General features: G+C 73.2%; 18 protein-coding genes and 1 pseudogene. 10 read left to right on the top strand and 9 right to left on the bottom strand.

Annotated features, from left to right (window positions below; genetic code table 11):
- The first annotated feature begins 45 nt into the window (after positions 1 to 45).
- Entirely contained in the window at positions 46 to 1,542 is a 1,497-nt protein-coding gene (locus LQ51_RS09800) for an amino acid permease (RefSeq protein WP_046564408.1), read from the top strand.
- A 65-nt stretch (positions 1,543 to 1,607) separates the two neighbouring features.
- Here LQ51_RS09800 and LQ51_RS09795 read toward each other — a convergent pair whose 3' ends face one another.
- From LQ51_RS09795 to LQ51_RS09775, 5 genes are read right to left on the bottom strand one after another with little or no spacing between them, the layout of a single operon-like run.
- The gene (locus LQ51_RS09795) at positions 1,608 to 2,624 is read right to left on the bottom strand and encodes a glycoside hydrolase family 43 protein (protein ID WP_046564407.1); all 1,017 of its coding nucleotides are present in this window, start codon (positions 2,622 to 2,624) and stop codon (positions 1,608 to 1,610) included.
- Positions 2,621 to 3,445: a carbohydrate ABC transporter permease gene (locus tag LQ51_RS09790; RefSeq protein WP_046564406.1), complete on the bottom strand. Its 825-nt coding sequence runs from the start codon at positions 3,443 to 3,445 to the stop codon at positions 2,621 to 2,623. Before LQ51_RS09790 ends, LQ51_RS09795 begins: the two co-directional genes overlap by 4 nt.
- Positions 3,446 to 3,455: 10 nt before the next feature.
- Positions 3,456 to 4,421, bottom strand: a complete 966-nt coding sequence (locus tag LQ51_RS09785; RefSeq protein WP_046564405.1) for a carbohydrate ABC transporter permease — start codon at positions 4,419 to 4,421, stop codon at positions 3,456 to 3,458.
- A 6-nt stretch (positions 4,422 to 4,427) separates the two neighbouring features.
- Positions 4,428 to 5,756: an ABC transporter substrate-binding protein gene (locus LQ51_RS09780; protein WP_046564404.1), complete on the bottom strand. Its 1,329-nt coding sequence runs from the start codon at positions 5,754 to 5,756 to the stop codon at positions 4,428 to 4,430.
- A gap of 37 nt (positions 5,757 to 5,793) precedes the next feature.
- A complete protein-coding gene (locus LQ51_RS09775; protein WP_046564403.1) occupies positions 5,794 to 7,305 on the bottom strand; it encodes an arabinosylfuranosidase ArfA in 1,512 nt (503 codons plus the stop codon).
- A 149-nt stretch (positions 7,306 to 7,454) separates the two neighbouring features.
- Between LQ51_RS09775 and LQ51_RS09770 the strand changes: the two genes are divergently transcribed.
- Positions 7,455 to 8,465, top strand: coding sequence for a LacI family DNA-binding transcriptional regulator (locus LQ51_RS09770; protein WP_046564402.1), 1,011 nt, complete (start codon positions 7,455 to 7,457; stop codon positions 8,463 to 8,465).
- Between the two features lie 205 nt (positions 8,466 to 8,670).
- On the opposite strand, the gene LQ51_RS09765 is transcribed toward LQ51_RS09770, so the two are convergent.
- From LQ51_RS09765 to LQ51_RS09755, 3 genes and pseudogenes are all read right to left on the bottom strand, one after another.
- On the bottom strand, positions 8,671 to 9,396 hold the full coding sequence (locus LQ51_RS09765) for a methyltransferase domain-containing protein (RefSeq protein WP_046564401.1): 726 nt from the start codon (positions 9,394 to 9,396) through the stop codon (positions 8,671 to 8,673).
- A gap of 789 nt (positions 9,397 to 10,185) precedes the next feature.
- Positions 10,186 to 10,431 (bottom strand): annotated as a pseudogene (locus LQ51_RS09760) (hypothetical protein); the annotation flags it as partial.
- Positions 10,432 to 10,469: 38 nt separating this feature from the next.
- On the bottom strand, positions 10,470 to 12,107 hold the full coding sequence (locus tag LQ51_RS09755) for an ABC-F family ATP-binding cassette domain-containing protein (RefSeq protein ID WP_046564399.1): 1,638 nt from the start codon (positions 12,105 to 12,107) through the stop codon (positions 10,470 to 10,472).
- 89 nt (positions 12,108 to 12,196) lie between these two features.
- On the opposite strand from LQ51_RS09755, the gene LQ51_RS09750 reads away from it, so the two are divergent.
- The 4 genes from LQ51_RS09750 to LQ51_RS09735 all read left to right on the top strand — a co-directional run bounded on the left by LQ51_RS09750 (position 12,197) and on the right by LQ51_RS09735 (position 15,067).
- Positions 12,197 to 12,967, top strand: coding sequence for an ROK family protein (locus LQ51_RS09750; RefSeq protein ID WP_046564398.1), 771 nt, complete (start codon positions 12,197 to 12,199; stop codon positions 12,965 to 12,967).
- A gap of 91 nt (positions 12,968 to 13,058) precedes the next feature.
- A complete protein-coding gene (locus tag LQ51_RS09745; RefSeq protein WP_046564397.1) occupies positions 13,059 to 13,427 on the top strand; it encodes a tetratricopeptide repeat protein in 369 nt (122 codons plus the stop codon).
- A 70-nt stretch (positions 13,428 to 13,497) separates the two neighbouring features.
- Positions 13,498 to 13,752 (top strand): Smr/MutS family protein, encoded by a 255-nt coding sequence (locus LQ51_RS09740; RefSeq protein ID WP_046564396.1) that lies wholly within the window; start codon positions 13,498 to 13,500, stop codon positions 13,750 to 13,752.
- A gap of 139 nt (positions 13,753 to 13,891) precedes the next feature.
- On the top strand, positions 13,892 to 15,067 hold the full coding sequence (locus LQ51_RS09735) for a low temperature requirement protein A (RefSeq protein WP_046564395.1): 1,176 nt from the start codon (positions 13,892 to 13,894) through the stop codon (positions 15,065 to 15,067).
- A gap of 16 nt (positions 15,068 to 15,083) precedes the next feature.
- On the opposite strand, the gene LQ51_RS09730 is transcribed toward LQ51_RS09735, so the two are convergent.
- Positions 15,084 to 17,462, bottom strand: coding sequence for a M28 family peptidase (locus LQ51_RS09730; RefSeq protein ID WP_046564394.1), 2,379 nt, complete (start codon positions 17,460 to 17,462; stop codon positions 15,084 to 15,086).
- Positions 17,463 to 17,734: 272 nt separating this feature from the next.
- On the opposite strand from LQ51_RS09730, the gene LQ51_RS09725 reads away from it, so the two are divergent.
- The 4 genes from LQ51_RS09725 to LQ51_RS09710 are packed head-to-tail and all read left to right on the top strand — an operon-like array spanning position 17,735 to position 22,020.
- Complete coding sequence (locus LQ51_RS09725) at positions 17,735 to 18,973, top strand: PP2C family protein-serine/threonine phosphatase (RefSeq protein WP_369799833.1); 1,239 nt, start codon at positions 17,735 to 17,737, stop codon at positions 18,971 to 18,973.
- A gap of 47 nt (positions 18,974 to 19,020) precedes the next feature.
- Entirely contained in the window at positions 19,021 to 20,769 is a 1,749-nt protein-coding gene (locus LQ51_RS09720) for a sensor histidine kinase (RefSeq protein ID WP_046564393.1), read from the top strand.
- On the top strand, positions 20,766 to 21,218 hold the full coding sequence (locus LQ51_RS09715; RefSeq protein ID WP_046564392.1) for a response regulator: 453 nt from the start codon (positions 20,766 to 20,768) through the stop codon (positions 21,216 to 21,218). The genes LQ51_RS09720 and LQ51_RS09715 overlap by 4 nt, the downstream gene beginning before the upstream one ends.
- Positions 21,211 to 22,020: an inositol monophosphatase family protein gene (locus tag LQ51_RS09710; RefSeq protein ID WP_046564391.1), complete on the top strand. Its 810-nt coding sequence runs from the start codon at positions 21,211 to 21,213 to the stop codon at positions 22,018 to 22,020. The genes LQ51_RS09715 and LQ51_RS09710 overlap by 8 nt, the downstream gene beginning before the upstream one ends.
- The last annotated feature ends 61 nt before the right edge of the window (positions 22,021 to 22,081 follow it).

Here is a 22,081-nt window from a genome sequence, read left to right as displayed (position 1 = left end):
CGGGCACGGACCGCCGCCCTGGTGGTCGCAGGGTGGGAGGTGGCCATGTCGGTTCTGCGGACCAAGCCGATCCGCGACGTGCTCGCCCAGGGTGCGGCCGACGGCGAGGACGGCCGGCCCGGGCTGCGTCGCCGCCTCGGCGCGATCGACCTGATGGGCTTCGGCATCGGCATCGTGATCGGCACCGGCATCTTCACGCTGACCGGTATCGAGGCGAAGAACCACGCCGGCCCGGGCGTGGTGATCTCGTTCGCGATCGCCGGCGCGGTGGCGCTGCTCGCCGCGCTCTGCTACGCCGAACTGGCGTCCAGCGTGCCGACCGCCGGCAGCGCCTACACCTACGCGTACGCGACCATGGGCGAGATCGTCGCCTGGATCATCGGCTGGGACCTGCTGCTGGAGTTCGCGCTCGGCTCGGCGGTGGTGGCCCGCGGCTGGTCCGGCTACCTCGCCGAACTGTTCAACCTGCCCAGCGCCTGGTTCGCCGAGGAGGGCAGCGTGGTCAACCTCGGCGCGATCGCCATCGTGCTGATCCTCGGCGCGATCGGCATCGTCGGCATCCGCGAGTCCGCCCGGGTGACCAACCTGCTGGTCCTGGTCAAGGTCGCGATCTGCGTGTTCATCGTGGTCGCCGGGGCGTTCTTCGTGAAGGCCGCCAACCTCGGCCCGTTCATCCCGACCGCCGAGCCGGCCGGCGGCAGCGAGGACGGCATCCGGCAGCCGGTCACCCAGGCGCTGTTCGGGCTGGAGCCGTCGGTCTTCGGCTTCGCCGGGGTGCTCACCGCCGCCGCCGTGGTGTTCTTCGCGTACACCGGGTTCGAGGCCGTGGCGAACCTCGGCGAGGAGACCCGCAAGCCCCGCCGCGACCTGCCGCTGGGCCTGCTCGGCACGCTCGGCATCTCCACCGTGCTGTACATCGGCGTCTCGCTGGTGCTGGTCGGCATGGTGCGCTACACCGACATCGACGAGGGCGCCCCCATCGCGTCGGCCTTCAAGGCGGTCGGCGCCGACTGGGCGGCCGTCCTGGTCTCCATCGCGGCCGTCGCCGGCCTGACCAGCGTGATCCTGGTCGACCTGGTGGCCATGGGCCGGATCGGCTTCGCCATCGGCCGGGACGGGCTCATCCCGCCGGCCATCGCCAAGGTGCACCCGCGCTGGGGCACCCCGTACCGGATCTCGGCGATCATGACGGTCGGCGTGGCCCTGCTCGCCGGTTTCCTGCCCCTCTCCGCGCTGGCCGACCTGGTCAGCATCGGCGCGCTCTGCGCCTTCGTGCTGGTCTCGATCGCGGTACCGATCCTGCGCCGGCGGCGTCCGGAGCTGGAGCGGCCGTTCACGGTGCCGTTCTCGCCGGTGCTGCCGATCATCTCCGCGCTGGCCTGCCTCTACCTGATGTTGAACCTGTCGGTGGAGACCTGGCTGCGGTTCCTCGCCTGGATGCTGCTCGGCGGAATCATCTACTTCGGGTACGGATACCGGAAGAACCGCCTCGCCCGCCGCGAGACCGCCGCGCCGACCGGTGGCGAGCGCGCCGGCGTGTGAGTCGTCGCCGGAGACCGACCGGATCGCCCGCCGCGGCCCGGTCGCTCTCCGGCTCCGGTACGAAATCAGGGGCGGGGCTGCGGGCCCTGGGTGGGACCCTTGACGACCGGCTTGCCGTCGCTCCACACCACTTCGTCGAGCCAGACCTGGCGGCCCGGGTCGGTGCTGCCCTCCTGGCCCGGCGGCCAGGCGTGGTAGAGCAACCAGGTGCGGCCGTCCTGCTCCACCATCGAGGCGTGCCCCGGACCGGAGGCGACCTCGTTCGACCGCAGGATCGGGTTCTCCGCCGCCTTCACGCACGGCCCGGTGGGTCCCGCGCAGACCGCGTAGCCCTCCGCGTAGGTCGCCCGGTCGTAGGCGTTCGCGGCGAAGAAGAGGTGCAGCCGCCCGTCGTGCCGGTGGAAGAACGGACCCTCGACCAGGCTGCCCTCCCACGGCTCGGTCTGCTTGAGCAGCTTCGTCGGCGTGCCCACCAGGCGCAGGCCGTCGTCGCTGAGCCGCTGCGACCAGAGCCAGGTGTCCACCCCGATGGCGTTGCCGTCGTTCTTCCACAACAGCCAGAGCGTGCCGTCGGTGTCCCGGTACGGGCTGGCGTCGATCGACCCGCCCAGCTCCGCCTGGCACACCAGCGGGCCGGTCGAGTCGTCCCGGTACGGACCCAGCGGGGTGGCCGCCACCGCCCGCCCGAGGCACTGCCGCCCGGAGGCCCGGTCGGCCACCGTGTAGTAGAGGACGAACCGGTCCGGCGCGAGCTGGATCAGCTCCGGCGCCCAGGTCCGGCCCGGGTCGGCCCAGGCCGGCAGCTCCGGCAGGGCGTCACCGGCCGCGGTCCAGGCCACCAGGTCGGGGGAGGTGTGCACGGGCACGTTGCGGCCGCCCGAGTTGGTGTGCACCAGGTACCAGGTCTCGCCGACCCGGATCGCCTGCGGGTCGGGGGCGTCGGTCCGGATGACCGGATTGGTGAACACGCGGTTGTCCTCCGGCGTACTCGACGGGGTGGGTTCGCCGGCGCAGCCGGCGGCGAGCAGCGCGGCGGTGACGGCCGCCGCCGCGCCGGCCCGCCGCCGTCCGGGTCCGGTCATCCCTTCAGGCCGCTGCGCGAGACGCCCTGGATGACGTGGCGCTGGGCGAACACGAAGAGGATCAGCACCGGCACGCTGGCCAGCACCGCGCCGGCCATGATCACCGGGTAGTCGGTCACGTACGCGCCCTGAAGCAGGCCGAGCCCGGCCGGCAGGGTCAGCCGCTCGGGGCTGAACAGCACGTAGACCGGCCAGAGGAAGTCGTTCCAGTTGGTCAGGAACGACAGCACCGCCAGGGTGGCCAGCGCCGGCTTCGACAGCGGCAGCAGCACCCGGGTGAACACCGCCCAGTGGTTCGCCCCGTCCAGCACCGCCGCCTCCTCCAGCTCGCGCGGGATGGAGAGGAAGAACTGGCGCAGGAAGAACACCCCGAACGCGCTCGCCGCGCCGGGCACCACCACCACGGTCAGGGTGTCGATCCAGCCCAGCCGCTCGGCGATCACGAAGTTCGGGATGATCAGCGAGGTGGGCGGGAGGAAGAGCGTCCCGACGATCAACGCGAAGCTCAGCCGCCGGCCGGCGAACCGCAGCCGGGCCAGGGCGTACCCGGCCATCGACGCGGTGGCCAGCACCAGCAGGGTGTGCAGGCTGGCCGCCAGCATGCTGTTGACGAACCAGCGCAGCACCGGGTTGGCGGTGTTGTGGACGATCTGGTCGTAGCCGTAGCTGGAAAACGGGTCCGGCAGCCAGCTCGGCGGGTCCCGCTGCGCGTCGGCGTACGTCTTCAGCGAGGTGAGCAGCATCCACACCAGCGGGGTCACGAACACCGCGGTGATCCCGATCAGCACGGCGTAACGCCCGACCCGGCGCACGGTCGTCATGGTGGCCCCCTCAGTCTTCCCGGTAGCGGAACAGCCGGAAGTTGACGATGCTGACCACGGCCAGCATGAGCGCGAAGAGCACGCTCATCGCGGCCGCCCGGCCCGCGTCGTAGTCGCGCAGCCCCTCGTCGACGATCCGCCAGACCACCGTGCGGGTCTGCTCGCCCGGTGCGCCCTGGGTGATCAGGAACGACTGCCCGAAGACGTTCGCCGAGGCGAGGATCGTCGTGGTGAGCACGAAGAGCAGCACCGGCCGCAGCCCGGGCAGGGTGACGTGCCGGAACCGGTCCCAGCCGTTCGCGCCGTCCACCCGGGCCGCCTCGTACAGCTCCGCCGGGATGTCCTGAAGCCCGGCCAGGTAGATCACCGCGTTGAAGCCGCAGGTCCACCAGACCGTCACACCGACCAGGGAGACCCACGCCCACGGCACGTCGGTCACCCAGGGGGTGTCCGAGGGCAGACCGACGACGCCCAGCAGCCGGTTGACCAGGCCGAGGTTGGCGTCCAGCAGGAAGCGCCAGAGCAGGCCGATCACCGCGACGCCGAGGACGTACGGGGCGAAGAAGGCGGCCCGGAAGAAGGTCCGCCCGGGAAAGGACCGGTTGAGCAGCAGCGCCAGCCCGAGCGGGACGACCACCAGCAGCGGCACGGAGAACACCGTGAAGATCGCCGTGGCGCGGACGCTGGACCACCAGTCGCCGTAGATCGCCGAGTCGCTGGAGAAGAGGTCGCGGTAGTTGCCGAGCCCGACGAAGGGACGGTTGGGCAGCTGGAGGTCCCACTGGTGCAGGCTGATCCAGGCGCCGAAGAGGATCGGCGCCAGGCCGAAGACCAGGAACAGGATAAGGTACGGCGCGAGGAAGAGGTACGGGGTGGCCCGGTGTCCCCGCTCGGTGACGCCGCGCCGCCGCCCGGTCCGCCCCGCCGGGGGCGACGCGTCGTCACGCGCCGCCCCGGCCTCGATCACGTCCGCCACGGCGGATCAGCTCCCGTACTTCTTGCGGTTGTCCTCGAGCTGCTTGTTCGCCTTGGCCACGCCGTCGTCCAGCGCCTGCTTCGGCGACTTCTTGCCCAGCGCCGCCTCGTTGAAGGAGTTGTAGAAGGTGGTCATCACCTCGCCGAGGCCCGGCGCGGCCGGCGGGAACGCCGCGTACTCCAGCTCGGGGGCGAGCGCGCTGATCTCCGGCAGGGCCTTGAACTCGGCACCCTCCCGGACCGCCTTGCGGGCCGGGATCTGGCCGCCCTTGGCCCAGTCCAGGGAGTGCTGGCTGAGCCAGTTGATGAAGACCTTCGCCCCGGACACCTTGTTGTCGTTGGCGGTGCGCTGCTTGACGATGGTGAAGTTGTGCGAGTTCGCCCAGGCGGCCTGCTGGCTGCCGATCTGCGGCAGCGGCGCGACGCCCCACTGCACGTCCGGGCTCTTCTTCAGGTCGTTGATCTGCCAGATGCCGTTCCAGTTGAAGGCGTTCTTGCCGCTCTTGAGGGCCAGGTAGTCGGCGTCCTGGCCGACGTTGGCCGGCGAGTAGCCCTGCTTGATCATGTCGACCAGCCAGGTGCACGCCTCGACGGCGGGGTCGGTGTTGAAGGTCGCCTTCGCCACCTCGGCGTCGAAGAGGCTGCCGCCCCACTGGTGCAGCAGGCTGTAGAAGGTCATGCCGCCGGTGAACTGGAACGGGCTGACCCAGAAGCCCTGCACGCCGGCCTTCTTCAGCTCGGTCAGCGCCGCGGTGTAGTCGTCCCGCGTCGTGGGCGGCTTGTTCGGGTCCAGGCCGCCCTTCTGCAGGACCGCCTTGTTGTAGTAGAGGCCGAGCGGGTGCATGTCCAGCGGGATGCCGTACCGCTTGTCGTGGTAGAGGCCGCCCTTCCAGACCGTGGGGGCGAAGTCGCCCTCGCTCAGCTCGAGGGTCTTGGCCACGTCGTCCAGCTCCATGATCACGCCACGGGCCGCGAAGGTGGCGAGCTGGTCCATGTGCATGACCGCGATGTCCGGTCCGTTGCCGCTGGAGACCGCGCCGGGCAGCTTGCTGTAGTAGTCCTGCCACTCGTAGGTCACCACGCTGACCGCGATGTTCTGGTGTTCGGTGTTGAACTGCTCGACGAGCTTCTTGAAGATGTCACCGTCGCCGCCGGTGAAGCCGTTCCACAGCTTCAGGTCGACCTTCGGCCCCGTGTAGTCCTTGCCGCCGTTGCCGGCGCCGGTGGACGTGGTGGCGCTGCCGCCGCCGCAGCCGGCCAGCGAGAGCGTGGCCGCGGCGCCGAGCCCGACGCCGAGGCCGAGCAGCCGTCGCCGGCTCATCTCGTTCTGGATCATGCTTACTCCTTGGGGGACGGGATGCGGTATTGCCTGGTCACGGCTGAGGCGCGAACCGCAGCAGGTTCCAGGAGCAGGCGGGCAGCGCCACGGAGCACCGGCCGCCGTCGAGGGTGGGGGTGGTGAGTTCCCGGGGCGTCACCCGGGCGGGCTCCGCCTCGGTGTTCCGGGCCGCCGGGTCGGCCCCGGCGGTGAGGGTGGTGTGCGCGACGGCGCGCAGGCCGGGCAGCCCGCGCAGGTCGAGGTCGAGCGGGAGGTCCCGCTGGCCCCGGTTGACCGCGAAGACGGCCAGGTCGCCGGTCTCCTCGTCGTGCACGGCGACGGTGTCCAGCACCGGCACGTCGCCGTACCGCTTCGTCTCGTAGGTCGGGCCGACCGGCTCGGTGCGCAGCACGGTGCCCCGGGCGTGCCGGGCGGTGAGGGCGAACGGGTGGAAGATGCTCTGCCGCCAGGCGGGGCCGCCGTCGCGGGTCCGGATCGGGGCGATCACGTTGGCGAGCTGCGCCTGGCAGGCCACGCCGACCCGGTCGGCGTGCCGGAGCAGGGTGATCAGGAGGTCGCCGACCACGACCGCGTCGACGGCGGTGAAGTCGTCCTCGATCAGGGCCGGCGCCTCCACCCAGCCGCGCCGGTCCAGGTCGGCCTGCATGCGGGACTGGTACCAGACGTTCCACTCGTCGAAGGAGATCTTCAGCCGGCGCCGCTGCCGCAGCTTGGCCCCGACGTGATCGGCGGTGGCCGTCACCTCGGTGATGAAGGCGTCCATGTCCACGGCGGAGGCGAGGATGCTGGCCCGGTCGCCGTCCGAGGGGTCGTAGTAGGTGTGGGCGGAGATGTAGTCGACGTGCTCGTAGGTGTGTTCCAGCACGGTCGCCTCCCAGGAGGCGAAGGTCGGCATCCCCCGGTTGGAGCTGCCGCAGGCGACCAGGCTGATCGAGGGGTCGACCAGCTTCATGGCGCGGGCCGTCTCGGCGGCGAGCCGGCCGTACTCCTCGGCGGTTTTGTGGCCGACCTGCCATGGCCCGTCCAGTTCGTTGCCGAGGCACCACAGCCGCACCCCGTACGGCTGCTCGGCGCCGTGCTTGCGGCGCAGGTCGGACAGCTGCGTGCCGCCCGGGTGGTTGGCGTACTCGAGCAGGTCGCAGGCCTCCTGGACGCCCCGGGTGCCCAGGTTGACCGCCATCATCGGCTCGACCCCGGCCTCGGCCGCCCAGCTCATGAACTCGTCCAGCCCGAAGGCGTTGGTCTCGATCGTCTTCCAGGCCAGGTCGAGCCGGCGGGGCCGGTCGCCGACCGGTCCGATGCCGTCCTCCCAGCGGTAGCCGGAGACGAAGTTGCCGCCGGGGTAGCGGACCACCGAGACGCCCAGCTCCCGGGTCAGTTCCAGCACGTCCCGGCGGAAGCCGTGCGGGTCGGCGGTGGGGTGCCCGGGCTCGTAGATGCCGCCGTAGACGCAACGCCCCATGTGCTCCACAAAGGAACCGAAGAGCCGGCGGTCCGCCGGCCCGATCCGGAACGCCGGGTCGATCGTCAACTGCGCGTCGGGCACGGTGCCACCCTCTCCTCGGTACTGGCTCGGTGAGCTGGGCCACCGGGTGTCCCTGGTTTCTACAACGTTGTAAGCAACGATGTAAAGGGGTCGTTATATCGTCGTGACGCGGTAGAGTGCGGCGCAGCAGCCACCCGGAGGGAAGCTCAGTGCGGCACAGGCTCAAGGACGTCGCGGAACGGGCCGGAGTGTCGGTGAAGACCGTCTCCAACGTGGTGAACGGCTACCAGCACGTCCGGCCGGACACCCGGGCCCGGGTCGAGCAGGCCATCGCCGAGCTGAACTACCGGCCCAACCTGTCCGCGCGCAACCTGCGCAAGGGCCGGACCGGCGTGATCGCCCTGGCCGTGCCCGAGCTGGACATCCCGTACTTCGCCGAGCTGGCCCGACACGTGGTCAGCGCCGCCGCCGACCACGGCTGGACGGTGTTGATCGACCAGACCGGCGGCGGCCCCGAGCAGGAGCGGAAGGCCGCCAGGGGGATCGGCGACCACCTGATCGACGGGCTCATCTTCAGCCCGCTCGCACTCAGCGCCGACGACCTGACCGGGCTGCACGGCACGCCGATGGTGCTGCTCGGCGAGCGCGTCGACCACGCGCCGGCCGACCACGTGATGGTCGACAACGTGGCCGCCGCCCGGGAGACCACCGCCCACCTGATCAGCCTCGGCCGCCGCCGGATCGCCGCCATCGGCTCGCAGCGCACCGCCGAGGGGGCCAGCGCCCGGCTCCGCCTGGCCGGCTACGCCGAGGCGCTGACCGACGCCGGCATCGGTTACGACGAGCGCCTGGTGGCGCCCGCGCCGGCCTGGCACCGCGCGGACGGCGCCGCCGCCATCCGGCACCTGCTGGCCACCGGCGTACGCCCCGACGCCGTCTTCTGCTTCAACGACACCCTCGCCCTGGGCGCCCTGCGCGCCCTGCACGAGGCCGGCCTACGGGTGCCCGCCGACGTGGCGGTGGCCGGCTTCGACGACATCGAGGACGGCCGCTTCTCCATCCCCACCCTGACCACGGTCGCCCCGGACAAGGAGCGGATCGCCCGCCTCGCCGTCGAACTGCTCGCCGGCCGCCTCGACGGCGATCGGGACGCCCCGCCCCGCGAGCTGGTCGCCCCGCACCGCCTCGCCCTCCGCGAATCCGCCCCCGCCCACCCCTGACCCCGCCCGCCCTCGCGTTCTCCCTCCCTGCGCTCGCCGTTCTCCCCGTTCTCCCCGTTCTCCCCGCGCTCCCCGCTCTTCCCGCCCCCCGGCCCGCCTCGTTGATCCTGAGGTTGTTGGCGCACATGATCTCCCGGGCGTCAATAACTTCATGATCAACGGCGAAGGGGGGTGCGGCGGTGGGCGACAGGTGGGTGGGGTGGGGTTAGTCGAAGAAGCGGGCCAGGTGGGCCTTGGACGGGGGTGGGGCGTCGGGCGGGAGGGGAGTGAGGTCGGCGAAGATGGAGGCACCGTCGCAGCCGACGTGCAGCGGGTACCAGCGCGGCGTGCCCGGCGGGCGCTGACCGCAGATGCCCTTGACGGTCTGCACGTCCAGCAGCCGCACGTGGGTCGGGTCGGCCACCGCGTTGACGTGCCGCCACCAGGGGCTCATCACGTGCAGCACACCGCCCGGCCGGAGCGCCCGGTGGCAGTCGTCGAGCAGCGGCAGGAAGTCGATCAGGTGCTCCAGGATGTGCACCGCGAAGAAGACGTCGACCGAGTCGTCGGCCAGGGGTAGCGAGCCAGAAAGGTCGGCCACGGCATTCACCCCCGGCGCCGGATAGATGTCCAGCCCCAGGTTGCCCGGCCACTGCTTGGTCGCCCCGCAACCCAGGTCCACCACCACCGGCGCCCGCCCGGCCACACCCACCCGGCACCACACGCCCAGCACGCCGGCGAGACGACCCACCAGATCCCGGACCAGCCGCAGCTCGGCCGGGTCGGTGACCTCGCCACTGAGGTGCGCGACGCCCCGGTCGAAGCGCACCTCGACGCCGAGGCCGCGCACCCGGTCGTCGTGCGCGGCCAGGTCCGCCCACGCGTCGGCGAGGAACCCGTCGGCCACGGCCAGCCGCTCGGCCGACGGTGCCGAATGCGCCATCACCACCATGCGCCACCTCCGGGCGGCGCGATACCCGGATCGCCGCCCGGTATGCCTGCCCTGCCCCGCAGGCCGCGGCTGCGCAGTGACCCCAGTCGCCTGCCGCTGTGCGGCCACGGCCAGCGAGCCGGGGCCGTGGCTGCGGGGTGGCTCTTGTCGCCTGCCGCTGTGCGGTCGCGGTTGGGGAGCGGGAGCCGTGGCTGCGGGGTGGCTCTTGTCGCCTGCCGCTGTGCGGTCGCGGTTCGGGGGCGGGGGCCGTGGCTGCGGGTGGCCCGTGTCGCCTGCCGCTGTGCGGTCGCGGTTCGAAAGCCGGGCCGCGGCTGTGGGGTGGCTCTTATCGCCCGCCGGTGAGCGATCGCGGTCCGTGGGCCGGTGACATGCCAGAGATGAATATGCCTCTCCGGCATATTCATGCCGGAGAGGCATATCGCTCATGAGCGGTGTGTCGGTCAGGAGGGGACGCGCCCGGGCGTGAGGGCTGGCCGGGACAACGCCGCGCTACCGCGCGCCTGGCGCCGGCTGGGCCGACTTCCGGGCCGAACTGGGGGTGGGCTCAGCACGCGTGCGCGCTCGGGGACGCTGCGCGTTGCGCGGCCACCGCGCGGCCTGGCGGTCCGCTTGCTGCGCCGGGTCAGCCGGCGACCGGGCGGGCGGTCCGGGTCAGCCGGCGACGGGGGCGGGCGCTCCGGGTCAGCCGGCGGTGGTGCGGGCGGGTGGTCCGGGTCAGCCGGCGATGGTGCGGCGGGCGGTCCGGCCCGCACCGCGCATCCGCTGGCGCGGCTGGGGAGCCGGTGCCTTCGGCCGCTTGAGGTGGTACCGGTGCAACTCGTTGTTGCCCGGCAGGGACGGGTCCTCGCTCATCGCGACCAGCTCCCAACCCTGGTCACCGGCCCGGTTCAGGTGGGCCAGCGCGGTGTCCCCGTACGGGGTGACGTCGACCATCGAGCCGTCCGGGCCGTACCAGATGAAGACGACCTCCCAGCCGAGGTCGGTGGTGGCCGGCTGGCGGCGGCGGACCAGCAGCGCGTACTCCCACTTGAGCATGGCGTCATTCTCACCCGGCGCGACCCGGTCGGCACGGCTCAGCCCTCGGCGATCCGCCCGTCGGTGACGCGCAGCCGCCGGTTCACGCTCACCGTGTCCAGCATCCGCCGGTCGTGGGTGACCAGCAGCAGCGTCCCCGGAAAGCCGGCCAGCGCCGATTCCAGCTGCTCGATCGCCGGCAGGTCCAGGTGGTTGGTCGGCTCGTCCAGCACCAGCAGGTTCACCCCGCGCCCCTGGAGCAGGGCCAGCGCGGCGCGGGTCCGCTCGCCGGGAGAGAGGGTCGCCGCCGGCCGCAGCACGTGGTCGGCCCGCAGGCCGAACTTGGCCAGCAGCGTCCGCACATCGGCCGGGGCCAGCTCCGGTACGGCGGCGCCGAAGGCGTCCAGCAGGGGCTGATCGCCGAGGAAGAGCCCGCGGGCCTGGTCGACCTCGCCGACCACCACCCCGGGGCCGAGCGCCGCGTGCCCCTCGTCCAGCGGCAGCCGGCCGAGCAGCGCGGCGAGCAGGGTGCTCTTGCCGGAGCCGTTCGTCCCGGTGATCGCCACCCGGTCCGCCCAGTCGATCTGGAGGTCCACCGGGCCGAGGGTGAAGCCGCCGCGGCGTACCACCGCACCGCGCAGCGAGGCCACCACGGCGCCGGCGCGGGGCGCGGCGGCGATCTCCATCCGCAGCTCCCACTCCCGGCGGGGCTCCTCGACCACCTCCAGCCGCTCGATCAGCCGCGCGGTCTGCTTGGCCTTGGCCGCCTGCTTCTCGGTGGACTCGGCCCGGAACTTGCGGCCGACCTTGTCGTTGTCGGTGGCCTTGCGCCGGGCGTTCTTCACGCCCTTCTCCATCCAGGCCCGCTGCATCCTGGCCCGCGCCTCCAGGCCGGCCCGGGTGTCGGCGTACTCCTCGTACTCCTCGCGGGCGTGCCGGCGGGCCACCTCGCGCTCCTCCAGGTAGGCCGCGTAGCCACCGCCGAAGTGGTTGACCCGGCCCTGGTGCAGGTCCAGCTCCAGCACCCGGGTGACCGTGCGGGTCAGGAACTCCCGGTCGTGGCTGACCAGCACGGTCCCGGCGCGCAGCCCGGTGACGAAGCGTTCCAGCCGGTCCAGCCCGGCCAGGTCCAGGTCGTTGGTGGGCTCGTCGAGCAGGAAGATGTCGTAGCGGCTGAGCAGCAGCGAGGCGAGCCCGGCCCGGGCCGCCTGGCCGCCGGAGAGGCCGGTCATCGGGTGGTCCAGGTCGACGGTGAGGCCCAGCTCGGCGGCGACCTGCTCGGCCCGCTCGTCCAGATCCGCGCCGCCCAGGTCCAGCCAGCGCTCCAGCGCGGTGGCGTACGCGTCGTCGGCGCCCGCGGCGCCGGCGGTCAGCGCCCCGGTGGCGGCGTCGAGCGCGGACTGCGCCGCGTTCACCCCGGTACGCCGGGCCAGGAAGTCGCGGACCGTCTCGCCGGGCCGCCGCTCCGGCTCCTGCGGCAGGTAGCCGACGGTGGCGGCGGGCGGGTTCAACGCCACCGAGCCCTGCTCCAGCGGCTGGAGCCCGGCGAGCGTACGCAGCAGCGTGGACTTGCCGGCGCCGTTCACCCCGACCAGCCCGATCACGTCGCCGGGGGCGACGACCAGGTCCAGGTCGGTGAAGAGGAGGCGGTCGCCGTGCCCAGCGGTGAGGTCCTTGGCGATCAGTGTGGCGCTCATCAGGAGATCGAGACTACCGCCGGGGCGGCCCGCGGCGAATCGGATAACCGGGGCGCTGCGAGCAACCCGGGTGAGGGAGACTCACAGCCGTGGTGACCACTCTGGCGATCGACTGCGGTGGCGGCGGGATCAAGGCTTCCGTGCTGGACGCCGCGGGGACCATGCGGGCCCGACCGCTGCGCGTCCCCACGCCGTACCCCCTGCCGCCCGCGCTCTTCGTCAAAACGCTGCTGGACCTGGGCGGCCGGCTGCCCACGGCGGACCGGCTCACGGTCGGCATGCCCGGCATGATCCGGCACGGCGTGGTGGTGGCCACCCCGCACTACGTGACCCGGTCCGGGCCGCGCAGCAAGGTTGATCCGGCGCTGCTCGCCGAATGGTCCGGCTACGACGCGCGGACCGCCCTCGCCGACGCGTTCGGGGTGCCGGCGCTGGTGCTCAACGACGCCGAGGTGCACGGCGCCGGGGTGGTCGCGGGGACCGGCTGCGAACTGGTGCTGACCCTCGGCACCGGGCTGGGCAGCGCGCTCTTCGACGGCGGGGTGCTCGCCCCGCACCTGGAGCTGTCGCACGCGCCGGTGCGCTGGAACACCACCTACGACAAGTACGTGGGCGAGCCGGAACGCCGGCGGCTCGGTGACGCGTTCTGGTCCCGGCGGATCCGGCAGGTGGTCGACGGGCTGCGGCCGGTCTTCCGGTGGGACCGGCTATACCTGGGCGGCGGCAACTCCCGGCTGATCCGGCCGGAACAGCTCGCCCGGATGGGCGACGACGTCGTGGTGGTGCCCAACACGGCCGGAATCGTGGGCGGTGTCCGGGCCTGGGACCTCGTCGGCGACCGGTACGACCCGACGCCCTGAGGCGGCAACTTCCACCGGAGGAACACTCGCGGTACGCCCAGTGTTGTGTCAGCGTCGGACTAGGCGGTGCGACACGAGGAGGTGGGTTCGAGTGGATCTTCTGGCGGACTACCGGCGGGCGACCATGTTCTTCGAAGCGGGTGACCCGACGGGGGCGGCCCGGCTGCTCGAGCCGATCGTCGAGGCGGAGCCCGGGAACTCCTCGGTGCGGCAGCTGCTGGCCCGGGCGTACTTCCAGTCGGCCCAGCTCAACCGGGCCGAGGAGCAGCTGCGCGAGCTGGTCGACCGGGACCCGAGCGACCACTACGCGCACCACGTGCTGGGCCGCACGCTGGAGCGGATGAACCGGCCCGCCGACGCGCTGCGGCACCTGCGCATCGCGGCGGCCATGTACTCGACCAACACCGACTACACCACGGCGCTGCGCCGGGTGGAGGAAAAGGTCGGCAGCGGTCGCTGACCCCCCAGGAGGGTACGAAACGGACAGGGCAGCCCGGCGGGCTGCCCTTCGCCGTCTCTACGATGGGCTGGTGAAGCTCAAGCTCGATCTCCACGACATCTACAACCGGGGCCACGACATCGACCGGGCCCTGCGCGGGATCATGGACGAGGCGGTGGCGAAGAAGGCCACCCTCGTGGAGATCATCCCGGGGAAGGGCTCCGGCCAGCTCAAGAAGAAGGTGCTGCGCTTCCTCGACCAGAAGGACGTGAAGCAGCTCTACCACCGGGTCGAGAAGGACTCGAAGAACTTCGGCCGCCTCTTCGTCCACTTCCGCTGGAAGTAGTCGGATGCGGCCGGGGCGCCGCCGCCGGCGGCGATAATCCTGGCAGGGGCGCGTACGGCCGGCCGCCCGGCGCACGCCCCGCTGCCAGCGTCGACCGGGACGGCGGGCGGCGGGACGGCGGGCGGTGGGGAGGCCGGGCATGACGACCGGAGGCAGCAGCGAACTGGTGCGCCGGCCGGAGACGTCGACCCGGGCCACCCTGCTGGAACTGGTCTTCGACGTGGTGTTCGTGGCCGCGCTGGCGGCGGCCTCGATGCGGATCGCCGAACAGCACTCGTGGGCGGGCGCCTGGCTGGACGCGGTCATGCTCATGGCGATCTGGTGGACCTGGTCGATCACCTCGACCACCACCGACTTCTACGACCCGGACCGGCGGCCGATCCAGAGCGTCCTGATGGTGACGATGTTCGGCGCCCTGGTGATGGCGTCGGCGCTGGCCGCCGACCCGCACTCGTTGATCTTCGCGGGCGGGTACGTGATCCCGCACCTGTTCCGGGGCCTGGTGCTGGTCAGCGTCCTGCACCGGCGGCGGCACCGGGCCCAGCAGCGGGCGGCCCGGTTCCTCTTCTGGTTCCTGGCCTCCAGCGTCTTCTGGCTAGGTGGCGCGCTGCTGCACGGGCCGGCCCGGACCGCGCTCTGGTCGGTCGCGGTGGTGGTCGACTACGTCTCGGCCGCGGCCCGCTACCCGACGCCCGGACTCGGCCGGGTGCCGCTCGCCCAGTACGAGAAGACGAGCGAGCACCTGGCCGAGCGGTACCAGCAGTTCATCATCCTCGCGCTCGGCGACATCGTCCTGGTGCCGACACTGCGGATCAACACCGCCGAGTTCACCCGCGCCCGGTCGGCCGCCTTCCTCGCCGCCTTCCTCGTCATGCTGCTGCTCTGGCAGATCTACGTGCTGCGCGCCGGGACCATCGTGGCGTCCACCACCCCGCCGCTGGTGCGGCGGGCGGCCCGGCTGGCCCCGTACACCCACCTGCTCATGCTCTCCGGCATCGTCTGCACCGCCGCGGCGTTCGACCTGGTCGTCGGCCGGCCTACCGGGGACACGCCGGGACGCTGGCTGGTCCTGCTCCTCGGCGGGCCCGCGCTGGTCCTGGTCGGGCGCAGCCTGTTCATCCAGCGGGTCCTGGGCGTGCCCCCGTGGCGGCGGCTGCCCTGGCTGCTGGCGTTGGCGGCGGTGACGCCCTGGGCGGGCGGCTGGCCGCCGGTGCTGGTCGCCGGCTTCGTCGCGCTGGTGCTGACCGGCGTGGTGGTCGGCGACGCGGTGGCCGCGCCGCCGAACCGTCCCGCGCTCCGCGGCCGCCCCGGCTGACCCCGGCCGGCCGGGATCAGAGCGGGTACGTCCGGGCCACCGCGAACATCTCGGAGCTGTGCGAGCCGACCACGCCCACGTCGGCGGGGCGGGGCCGGAAGCCGGGCAGCCCGGTCAGGCCGTCGCTGGCGTCCATGACCCGCAGGTTCACCCGGTCCGCCCGCGGCGTGAGGGTGAGCGTCACCTCGACGCCCTCCGGCGGCGGGGCGTGGAACACGACCCCGAAACCCCACCGGCCGTCGCGCGCCTTGACCGGCACGTCCCGCCCGGCCACCGTCGCCGACCGGACGGTGGCGGTGGCGGTCTCCACGTGCAGGGTGAGCAGCCGTACCGTCCGCTGCGGGACCACCCGCAGCCGGAGCACCCGCTGGTCGCCGCTGCGGGTGTCGGCGAGCGTCTCCAGCTTCGGGGCGGGCACGTCGGCGGCCGGGGCCGGGCCGGCGCGCAGCTCGCCGTCGCCGAGACCGGGGAAGTCGGCGGAGACGTCGGTGCGGCCGCCCACGTACCCGTCGGTCCACGGCTGCGGGGCGTCCTCGTGGCTGAGCCAGCGGGCGGCGCCGGTGCCGGCGTCCAGGGCGTACATCAGGTGGGTCGGCACGGGATGGGCGGCGTCGAAGCGGTCCACCGCCAGGCCGACCCCGGCGAGCACCACGGCGGCGAGCGCGGCGGCGCCGGCCGGCAGCGCGCCCAGCCGGCGGGCCCGCAGCGCGACCAGGCCGCGCTGTCCGCCGGCCTGCGGATGCAGCAGGTCGACCACCGGCAGCACGGCCAGGCCGAGCAGCACCGCGACGAGCGCGGCCACCCCGCCCATCGCCATGCCGAGCGCCGGGAAGAGCAGCACCACGGGGGGCAGCAGGACCACCACGGCCACCGCGCCGGCCAGGGTCACCGCGACCACCGGCCACGGGCCCTCCAGCCGGGTGGCCAGCGCCGCCAGGCCGGCGAGCGCGCCGGCCAGCGCCGGCAGCGTGGTCAGGTACGCCCCGCCGGGCACCAGCACGGCGAGCAGCACCCCGAACAGGGCCAGCCAAGCCAGCCCGCCGAACGTCAGCGCGGCCGGACCGACCCGGCGGCGGGCCAGCGCGTACCAGGTGAACAGGACCGCGGCGGCGAGCGCCACCACGGCCAGCCGGTACCAGACCGGCCGGTACGGGTCGAGCAGCTCGGCGTACCCCGGGCGGACCGTGGTGATCGCGGTCCAGAGCAGCCACGCGCCGAGCGGGGCGACGACGATCGGCACCAGGGTCAGCCCGACGCCGGCGGCGAGCCGGCCGGCGCTGGCCCGGCCGCGGCGGCGCAGCAGCCAGCCGAGCGCGCCGACCGCCACCAGGGCGGCCAGCGCCAGCGGCAGGGTCAGCCAGCCGGGGTAGCGGACCAGCCCGCCCGGCACCGGGAAGTAGGTGGCGTCGTGGCCGGAGCGCAGCTGCCGCAGGTCGGTCCGGCCGAACTCGCGGGCCAGGCCGAGCGCGTTGTCGCCGTGCATCTGCAGGCTGCCCCGGTCCATCGCCGCCGGGGTGTCCAGCGGCGTGTGGTAGATCGCCCCGCCGTCGATGTACGCCGAGTTCAGGCCGACGAAGTCGTGGTCGAGGAACGCGGTGAAGTCGGTGTCGTTCGGCAGCGCCCGGTAGATCTCCACGGCGAAGGAGGTGCCCACCGGGTGCGGCGCGGCCCGGCCGAAGACGTCCACCAGCTTCGCGTTGTTCCGGGACGTCTCGAACATGATCACCGGGCCGGTGGCGCCGCGCGCCTCCAGGTTGAGCACCACGCCCCCGTCGCGGGCCAGCGGGTGGTCGGCGGCGAACCCGGCCGCGCCGCAGAGGCACGCCTCCTCGGCGTCGGTGAGCACGAAGACCACGTCGTTGCGGGGGCGCGGACCGGTGGTCAGCGCCCGGGCCACCTCCAGGATGGTGGAGGTGCCGGCGGCGTCGTCGTTGCCGCCCGGCCCGGACTGCACCGAGTCGTAGTGGGCGACCAGGAAGACCCGCCCGGTCGAGGCGGTGCCGGGCAGCCGGGCCACCACGTTGCGGACCCGGGCCACCGTCGCCCCGCCGGCCGCCCCGCTGAGCTGCCCGGCCTCCGGCGCGACGGCGTCCTGCACCTCGGTCTCCAGGCCGAGGCCGCGCAGCACGCCCACCAGGTGCTCGCGGACCTCGTCGTTGGCGGCGCTGCCGGCCACGTGCGGTCGCGTCGCGATGACCCGCACGTTCTGGTACGCCCGCTCGGCGCTGAACTGGCCCGCCGGGGCGTCCGCCGGGCGCGGCGCCGGGGTGGCCAGGTCGACCAGGACGCCCGCGCCGACGGCGAGGAGCGCGACGAGCGCCGCGAGGGCGGCGAGCGGCCGCCTGCGGGGCCGGGCCAGCGCCCGGTCGGCGGGGCGGGAGGGGGGTACGCCCACGGGAACTCCTCGGGGATGGGTCGGGGTGGGGATCATCCTGCACCCCGGGCGGCGGGCCGCGGCAGCCCCCGGTCGGCCGGTGCGTTCCGGGCCCGACAGGGCCGGCCGCGTAACATCGGAACCCGGCCCGGTCGCTGTCCGGCGGGTGGGTCGTTATCGGTGCGGCCCGTTCCGGTATCTGTCGTGTTGTGTGCGGCCGTTGCCTGATACAGGATCAGCAGGGCACTCGGAAGGAGCCCGACATCACCAGCGAACTCCCGCGTCTCGCGGCGGTGACCCGACCGCAGCGGGGGTCCGGTCTGCCCGGCGCCGCCGTGGTGCCGCAGGCCGCTTTCGGGCACTACGCGAGCGTGCCGCCCGGCGAGCGGCTGCGGGTGCTGCTGGTCGAGGACGACGAGGGCGACGCCTTCCTGGTCGGCGAGCTGCTCGCCGAGACCAACTCGATGATCGACCTGCTCGTCGCCACCAGCCTCAGCGAGGCCCGCCAGCGGGTGATGGGGGTCGACTGCGTCCTGCTCGACCTGGGCCTGCCCGACGCGCAGGGACTGGACGGCCTGCGCCAGGTGCTGGACATGGCCAGCGGCGCGGCGGTCTGCGTGCTGACCGGCCGCTCCGACGAGCACCTGGGCATCGTCGCGGTCGCCGAGGGCGCGCAGGACTACCTGGTCAAGGGGCAGGTCGACGGGGTACTGCTGACCCGGGCCCTGCGCTACGCCGTGGAACGCAAGCGGGCCGACGAGAACGCCCGCCGGCTGCGCGAGGTGGAGCTGCGCCAGGCCGAGTCGGCCCGGCTGGAGCGCGGCCTGCTGCCGCAGCCGCTGATGACCACCGACCAGGTGGCGGTGCACACCTTCTACCGCCCCGGCCGGCACGCGGCGCTGATCGGCGGCGACTTCTTCGACGTGGTGCAGACCCGGCCGGACCGGATCGACCTGATCGTCGGTGACGTCTGCGGCCACGGCGTCGACGAGGCGGCCCTCGGCGTCGAGTTGCGGGTGGCCTGGCGGGCGCTGATCCTGGCAGGCGTGCCGGACGAGGAGGTGCTGCCCGCCCTGGAGCAGGTGCTGATGAGCGAGCGGCGGCTCCAGGAGATCTTCGCCACGGTGGCCACCACCCGGCTCGACCTGGCGGACAACCGGGCGACGGTGCGGCTCGCCGGTCATCCGCCGCCGCTGCTGCTCGCCGGCGGGCGGGTGGCCCCCGTGCCGGCCCGGGGCGGCCTGCTGCTGGGCGTACGGCCGCGCCGGCCGGTGGCGTTCGACCTGGAGTTCGAGACCGAGGACTGGTCCCTGCTGATGTACACCGACGGCCTGATCGAGGGGCGCGTGGGCAGCGGCGACGACCGGCTCGACGTGTCCGGGCTGACCGAGCTGCTGGCCGACCCGGCCAGCCGGGCGGTCTCGCTGGCCGAGTTGCCCGCCTGGCTCGTCGGCCGGGCCGAGCAGCTCAACGGCGGCCCGCTCGCCGACGATGTCGCCATGCTGCTGGTCACCCGCGGCGGTGGCCGGTGAGCACGAGGAGCGCGACGACATCCGCCCAGTCGTCGGAAGGTGGTTCGGTGCAGGCGTACCAGCGGGGTTGGACTTTGCGGCGGCGGGTCGTCGCGTTGCTCAGCGTGGTGTTGGTGCTGCTGCTCGGGCTGGCCGCCGCGGAGGCGACCCTGGCGGCGAAGAACCGGCAGAACATCGACGCGGTCCTGCTGAAGACCGGTCCGCTCCGGGTGCAGGCGCAGGAGCTGCTCAGCGCCCTGCTCGACCAGGAGACCTCGATCCGCGGGTACGCGGTGAACGGGGACCGCAAGGACCTGGCGCCGTACGAGGACGGCCTGAAGCGCGAGCGGGACACCGTCGCCGAGATGCGCGGGCTGGCCCGCGACTACCCGGACGTGCTGCGCGAGCTGGCCGTCGTGGAGCAGCAGGCCGCGCAGTGGCGGCGTGACGTCGCCGCGCCGGTGATCAACACCACCGAGCGCAGCGGCCCGGCCGCCGGCCGGGCGCTGATCACCGAACAGACCCGGCAGCGGTTCGACGGCATCCGGGTCGCGGTGGACAAGCTCCAGAACGAGATCCTGATTGTCCGGCAGCAGACCGCCGCCGACGTGAACGACACCAGCAACGTCCTCGTGGTGCTGCTGATCATCGCGGCGCTGGTGGTGGCGGTCGCCGGTGCGGTGATGCTGCTCTCGCTGGACCGGATCCTGATCCGGCCCCTGGCCGGCCTGGTCGGCCAGGTGCGGGAGGTCGCCGCCGGCGACTACCAGCACCGCATCGAGGGGTCCGGGCCGCCGGAGTTCCGCCGGCTCGCCGACGACATCGACCTGATGCGCCAGAAGATCGCCCGGGAGCTGGACGAGGTCCGCGAGGCCCGGGAGCGGATCGAGTGGGTCAACGGCCAGCTCCAGAAGCAGGCCGAGGAGCTCACCCGCTCCAACCGGGACCTGGAGCAGTTCGCCTACGTGGCCTCGCACGACTTGCAGGAGCCGCTGCGCAAGGTGGCCAGCTTCTGCCAGCTCCTCCAGCGCCGCTACGCCGGCCAGCTCGACGAGCGCGCCGACCAGTACATCGCGTTCGCGGTGGACGGCGCGCAGCGGATGCAGCGGCTGATCAACGACCTGCTCGCGTTCTCCCGGATCGGCCGCCTCACCACCGGTTTCACCGAGGTCGACCTGAACAAGGTGATGGGTGACGTGGCCGGCCAGACCGAGGCCGCCCGCCAGTACAGCGACGCCGAGCTGAGCTGGGACGAGCTGCCGGTGATCCGCGGCGAGGAGCCGCTGCTGACGAACCTGCTGGCCAACCTGGTCAGCAACTCGATCAAGTTCCGCCGGCCGGACGTGGCGCCGAAGGTGCACGTGTCGGCCCGGCTGGTCGACGACGAGTGGGAGATCAGCTGCCGGGACAACGGCATCGGGGTCGAGCCGGAGTTCGCCGACAAGATCTTCGTCATCTTCCAGCGGCTGCACGCCAAGGACGCGTACCCGGGCACCGGGATCGGCCTGGCGATCGTCAAGAAGATCGTGGAGTACCACGGCGGCCGGGTCTGGGTGGACACCGGCCTCGACGAGGGCACCGCGATCCGGTTCACCCTCCCCGCGCTGCCCGAGGACGTCGAGCGGGCCCGGGCGGCGGCCGAGCCGGAGGCGGGTGCGGAGCCGAGCGGGGAGCCGGTGACGACCGGCGACGGCGCGGATGACACCCTTCGGTCGGCGCCCGTCGGCGCCCAGGCCGACCACGCGGAAGGCGGGGAACCGCCCGAGGGGGCGGCCGGACACGGTACAACCGGTGGCATGAAGGAGACGGTGGGATGACCGCGCCGGCAGACGGCAAGAGCCCGATCGAGGTCCTGCTCGTCGAGGACGACCCGGGTGACGTGTTGATGACCCAGGAGGCGTTCGAGGAGCACAAGCTCCGCAACCGCCTCACGGTCGTCTCCGACGGCGCCGAGGCGCTGGCGTACCTGCGGCAGGAGGGCCAGTACGCGGACGCGGTGAGCCCCGATCTGATCCTGCTCGACCTGAACCTGCCCCGCCGGGACGGCCGCGAGGTGCTGGAGGAGATCAAGAAGGACGAGCAGCTCTGCCGGATCCCGGTGGTGGTGCTGACCACCTCGCAGGCCGACGAGGACATCCTGCGCAGCTACCAGCTGCACGCCAACGCCTACGTGACCAAGCCGGTGGACTTCGAGCGCTTCATCTCGGTGGTCCGCCAGATCGACGAGTTCTTCGTCAGCGTGGTCAAGCTGCCGCCGCGTGGCTGACCAGCTGCTGGACGATGTCGACGCGCTGCTGCGACAGGCCGCGGCGGAGATCGTGGTGCCGCTGTTCCGGCGGCTCGACGATGCCGACATCTCCGAGAAGGCACCCGGCGAGGTGGTCACCGTCGCCGACCGTGACGCCGAGGAGCTGATCTCCGCAGGGCTGCGCCAGCTGCGCCCCGACTCGGTGGTGGTCGGCGAGGAGGCGGTCGCCGCGGACCCCGACCTGCTGCGCCACCTGCGCGGCGACGGCGACGTCTGGCTGGTCGACCCGGTCGACGGCACCTCCAACTTCGCCGCCGGCCGGCGGCCGTTCGCCCTGATGGTCGCGCTGCTGACCGACGGGGTGCCGGTGGCCTCCTGGGTATACGACCCGCTGGACGGGACGATGGCCGTCGCGCGCGCCGGGTCGGGCACCCGGCTGGACGGGACGCCGGTACGCACCACCGGGGCGCAGCCGGAGGTCGGCGCGTTGCGGGGCACCGCAATGACCCGCTTCCTGCCGCCGGACGCCCGGCGGAGCGTGTCGGCGGGCGGCACCCGCATCGGCGAGCTGCTGCCCGGCCAGCACTGCGCGGGCCGGGAGTACCTCGACATCCTCACCGGCAAGCAGCAGTTCGTGCTCTTCTGGCGCACCCTGCCGTGGGATCACGTCCCCGGCGCGACGCTGGTCCGGGAGGCGGGCGGGGTGGCGCGGCGCTTCGACGGCACCGACTACCACCCGGCGGACGAGGGCCGCGGTCTGCTGGTCGCGGCCAGCGAGGAGATCTGGGACGAGGTCCGGGCGGCCCTGCTCGGCGACTGACCGTCCGGCCGCGGCTCGACGCCCGGCCGCGCTCGGCCGCCGCCCGCTCGGCCGGCCGCCG

The sequence above is a fragment of the Micromonospora sp. HK10 genome (genome assembly GCF_000982955.1).
Taxonomy (GTDB): Bacteria; Actinomycetota; Actinomycetes; order Mycobacteriales; family Micromonosporaceae; genus Micromonospora.
The sequence above is the reverse complement of the archived record's forward strand: the minus strand, read 5'-3'. Positions and strand labels throughout refer to the sequence as shown.

What these genes read in the sequence shown, in the direction of transcription:
- LQ51_RS09800 (WP_046564408.1), top strand. Translation starts at nt 46, where the DNA reads ATGTCGGTTCTGCGGACCAAGCCGATCCGCGACGTGCTCGCCCAGGGT.
- LQ51_RS09795 (WP_046564407.1), bottom strand. Translation starts at nt 2,624, where the DNA reads ATGACCGGACCCGGACGGCGGCGGGCCGGCGCGGCGGCGGCCGTCACC.
- LQ51_RS09790 (WP_046564406.1), bottom strand. Translation starts at nt 3,445, where the DNA reads ATGACGACCGTGCGCCGGGTCGGGCGTTACGCCGTGCTGATCGGGATC.
- LQ51_RS09780 (WP_046564404.1), bottom strand. Translation starts at nt 5,756, where the DNA reads ATGATCCAGAACGAGATGAGCCGGCGACGGCTGCTCGGCCTCGGCGTC.
- LQ51_RS09765 (WP_046564401.1), bottom strand. Translation starts at nt 9,396, where the DNA reads ATGGTGGTGATGGCGCATTCGGCACCGTCGGCCGAGCGGCTGGCCGTG.
- LQ51_RS09755 (WP_046564399.1), bottom strand. Translation starts at nt 12,107, where the DNA reads ATGAGCGCCACACTGATCGCCAAGGACCTCACCGCTGGGCACGGCGAC.
- LQ51_RS09735 (WP_046564395.1), top strand. Translation starts at nt 13,892, where the DNA reads ATGACGACCGGAGGCAGCAGCGAACTGGTGCGCCGGCCGGAGACGTCG.
- LQ51_RS09715 (WP_046564392.1), top strand. Translation starts at nt 20,766, where the DNA reads ATGACCGCGCCGGCAGACGGCAAGAGCCCGATCGAGGTCCTGCTCGTC.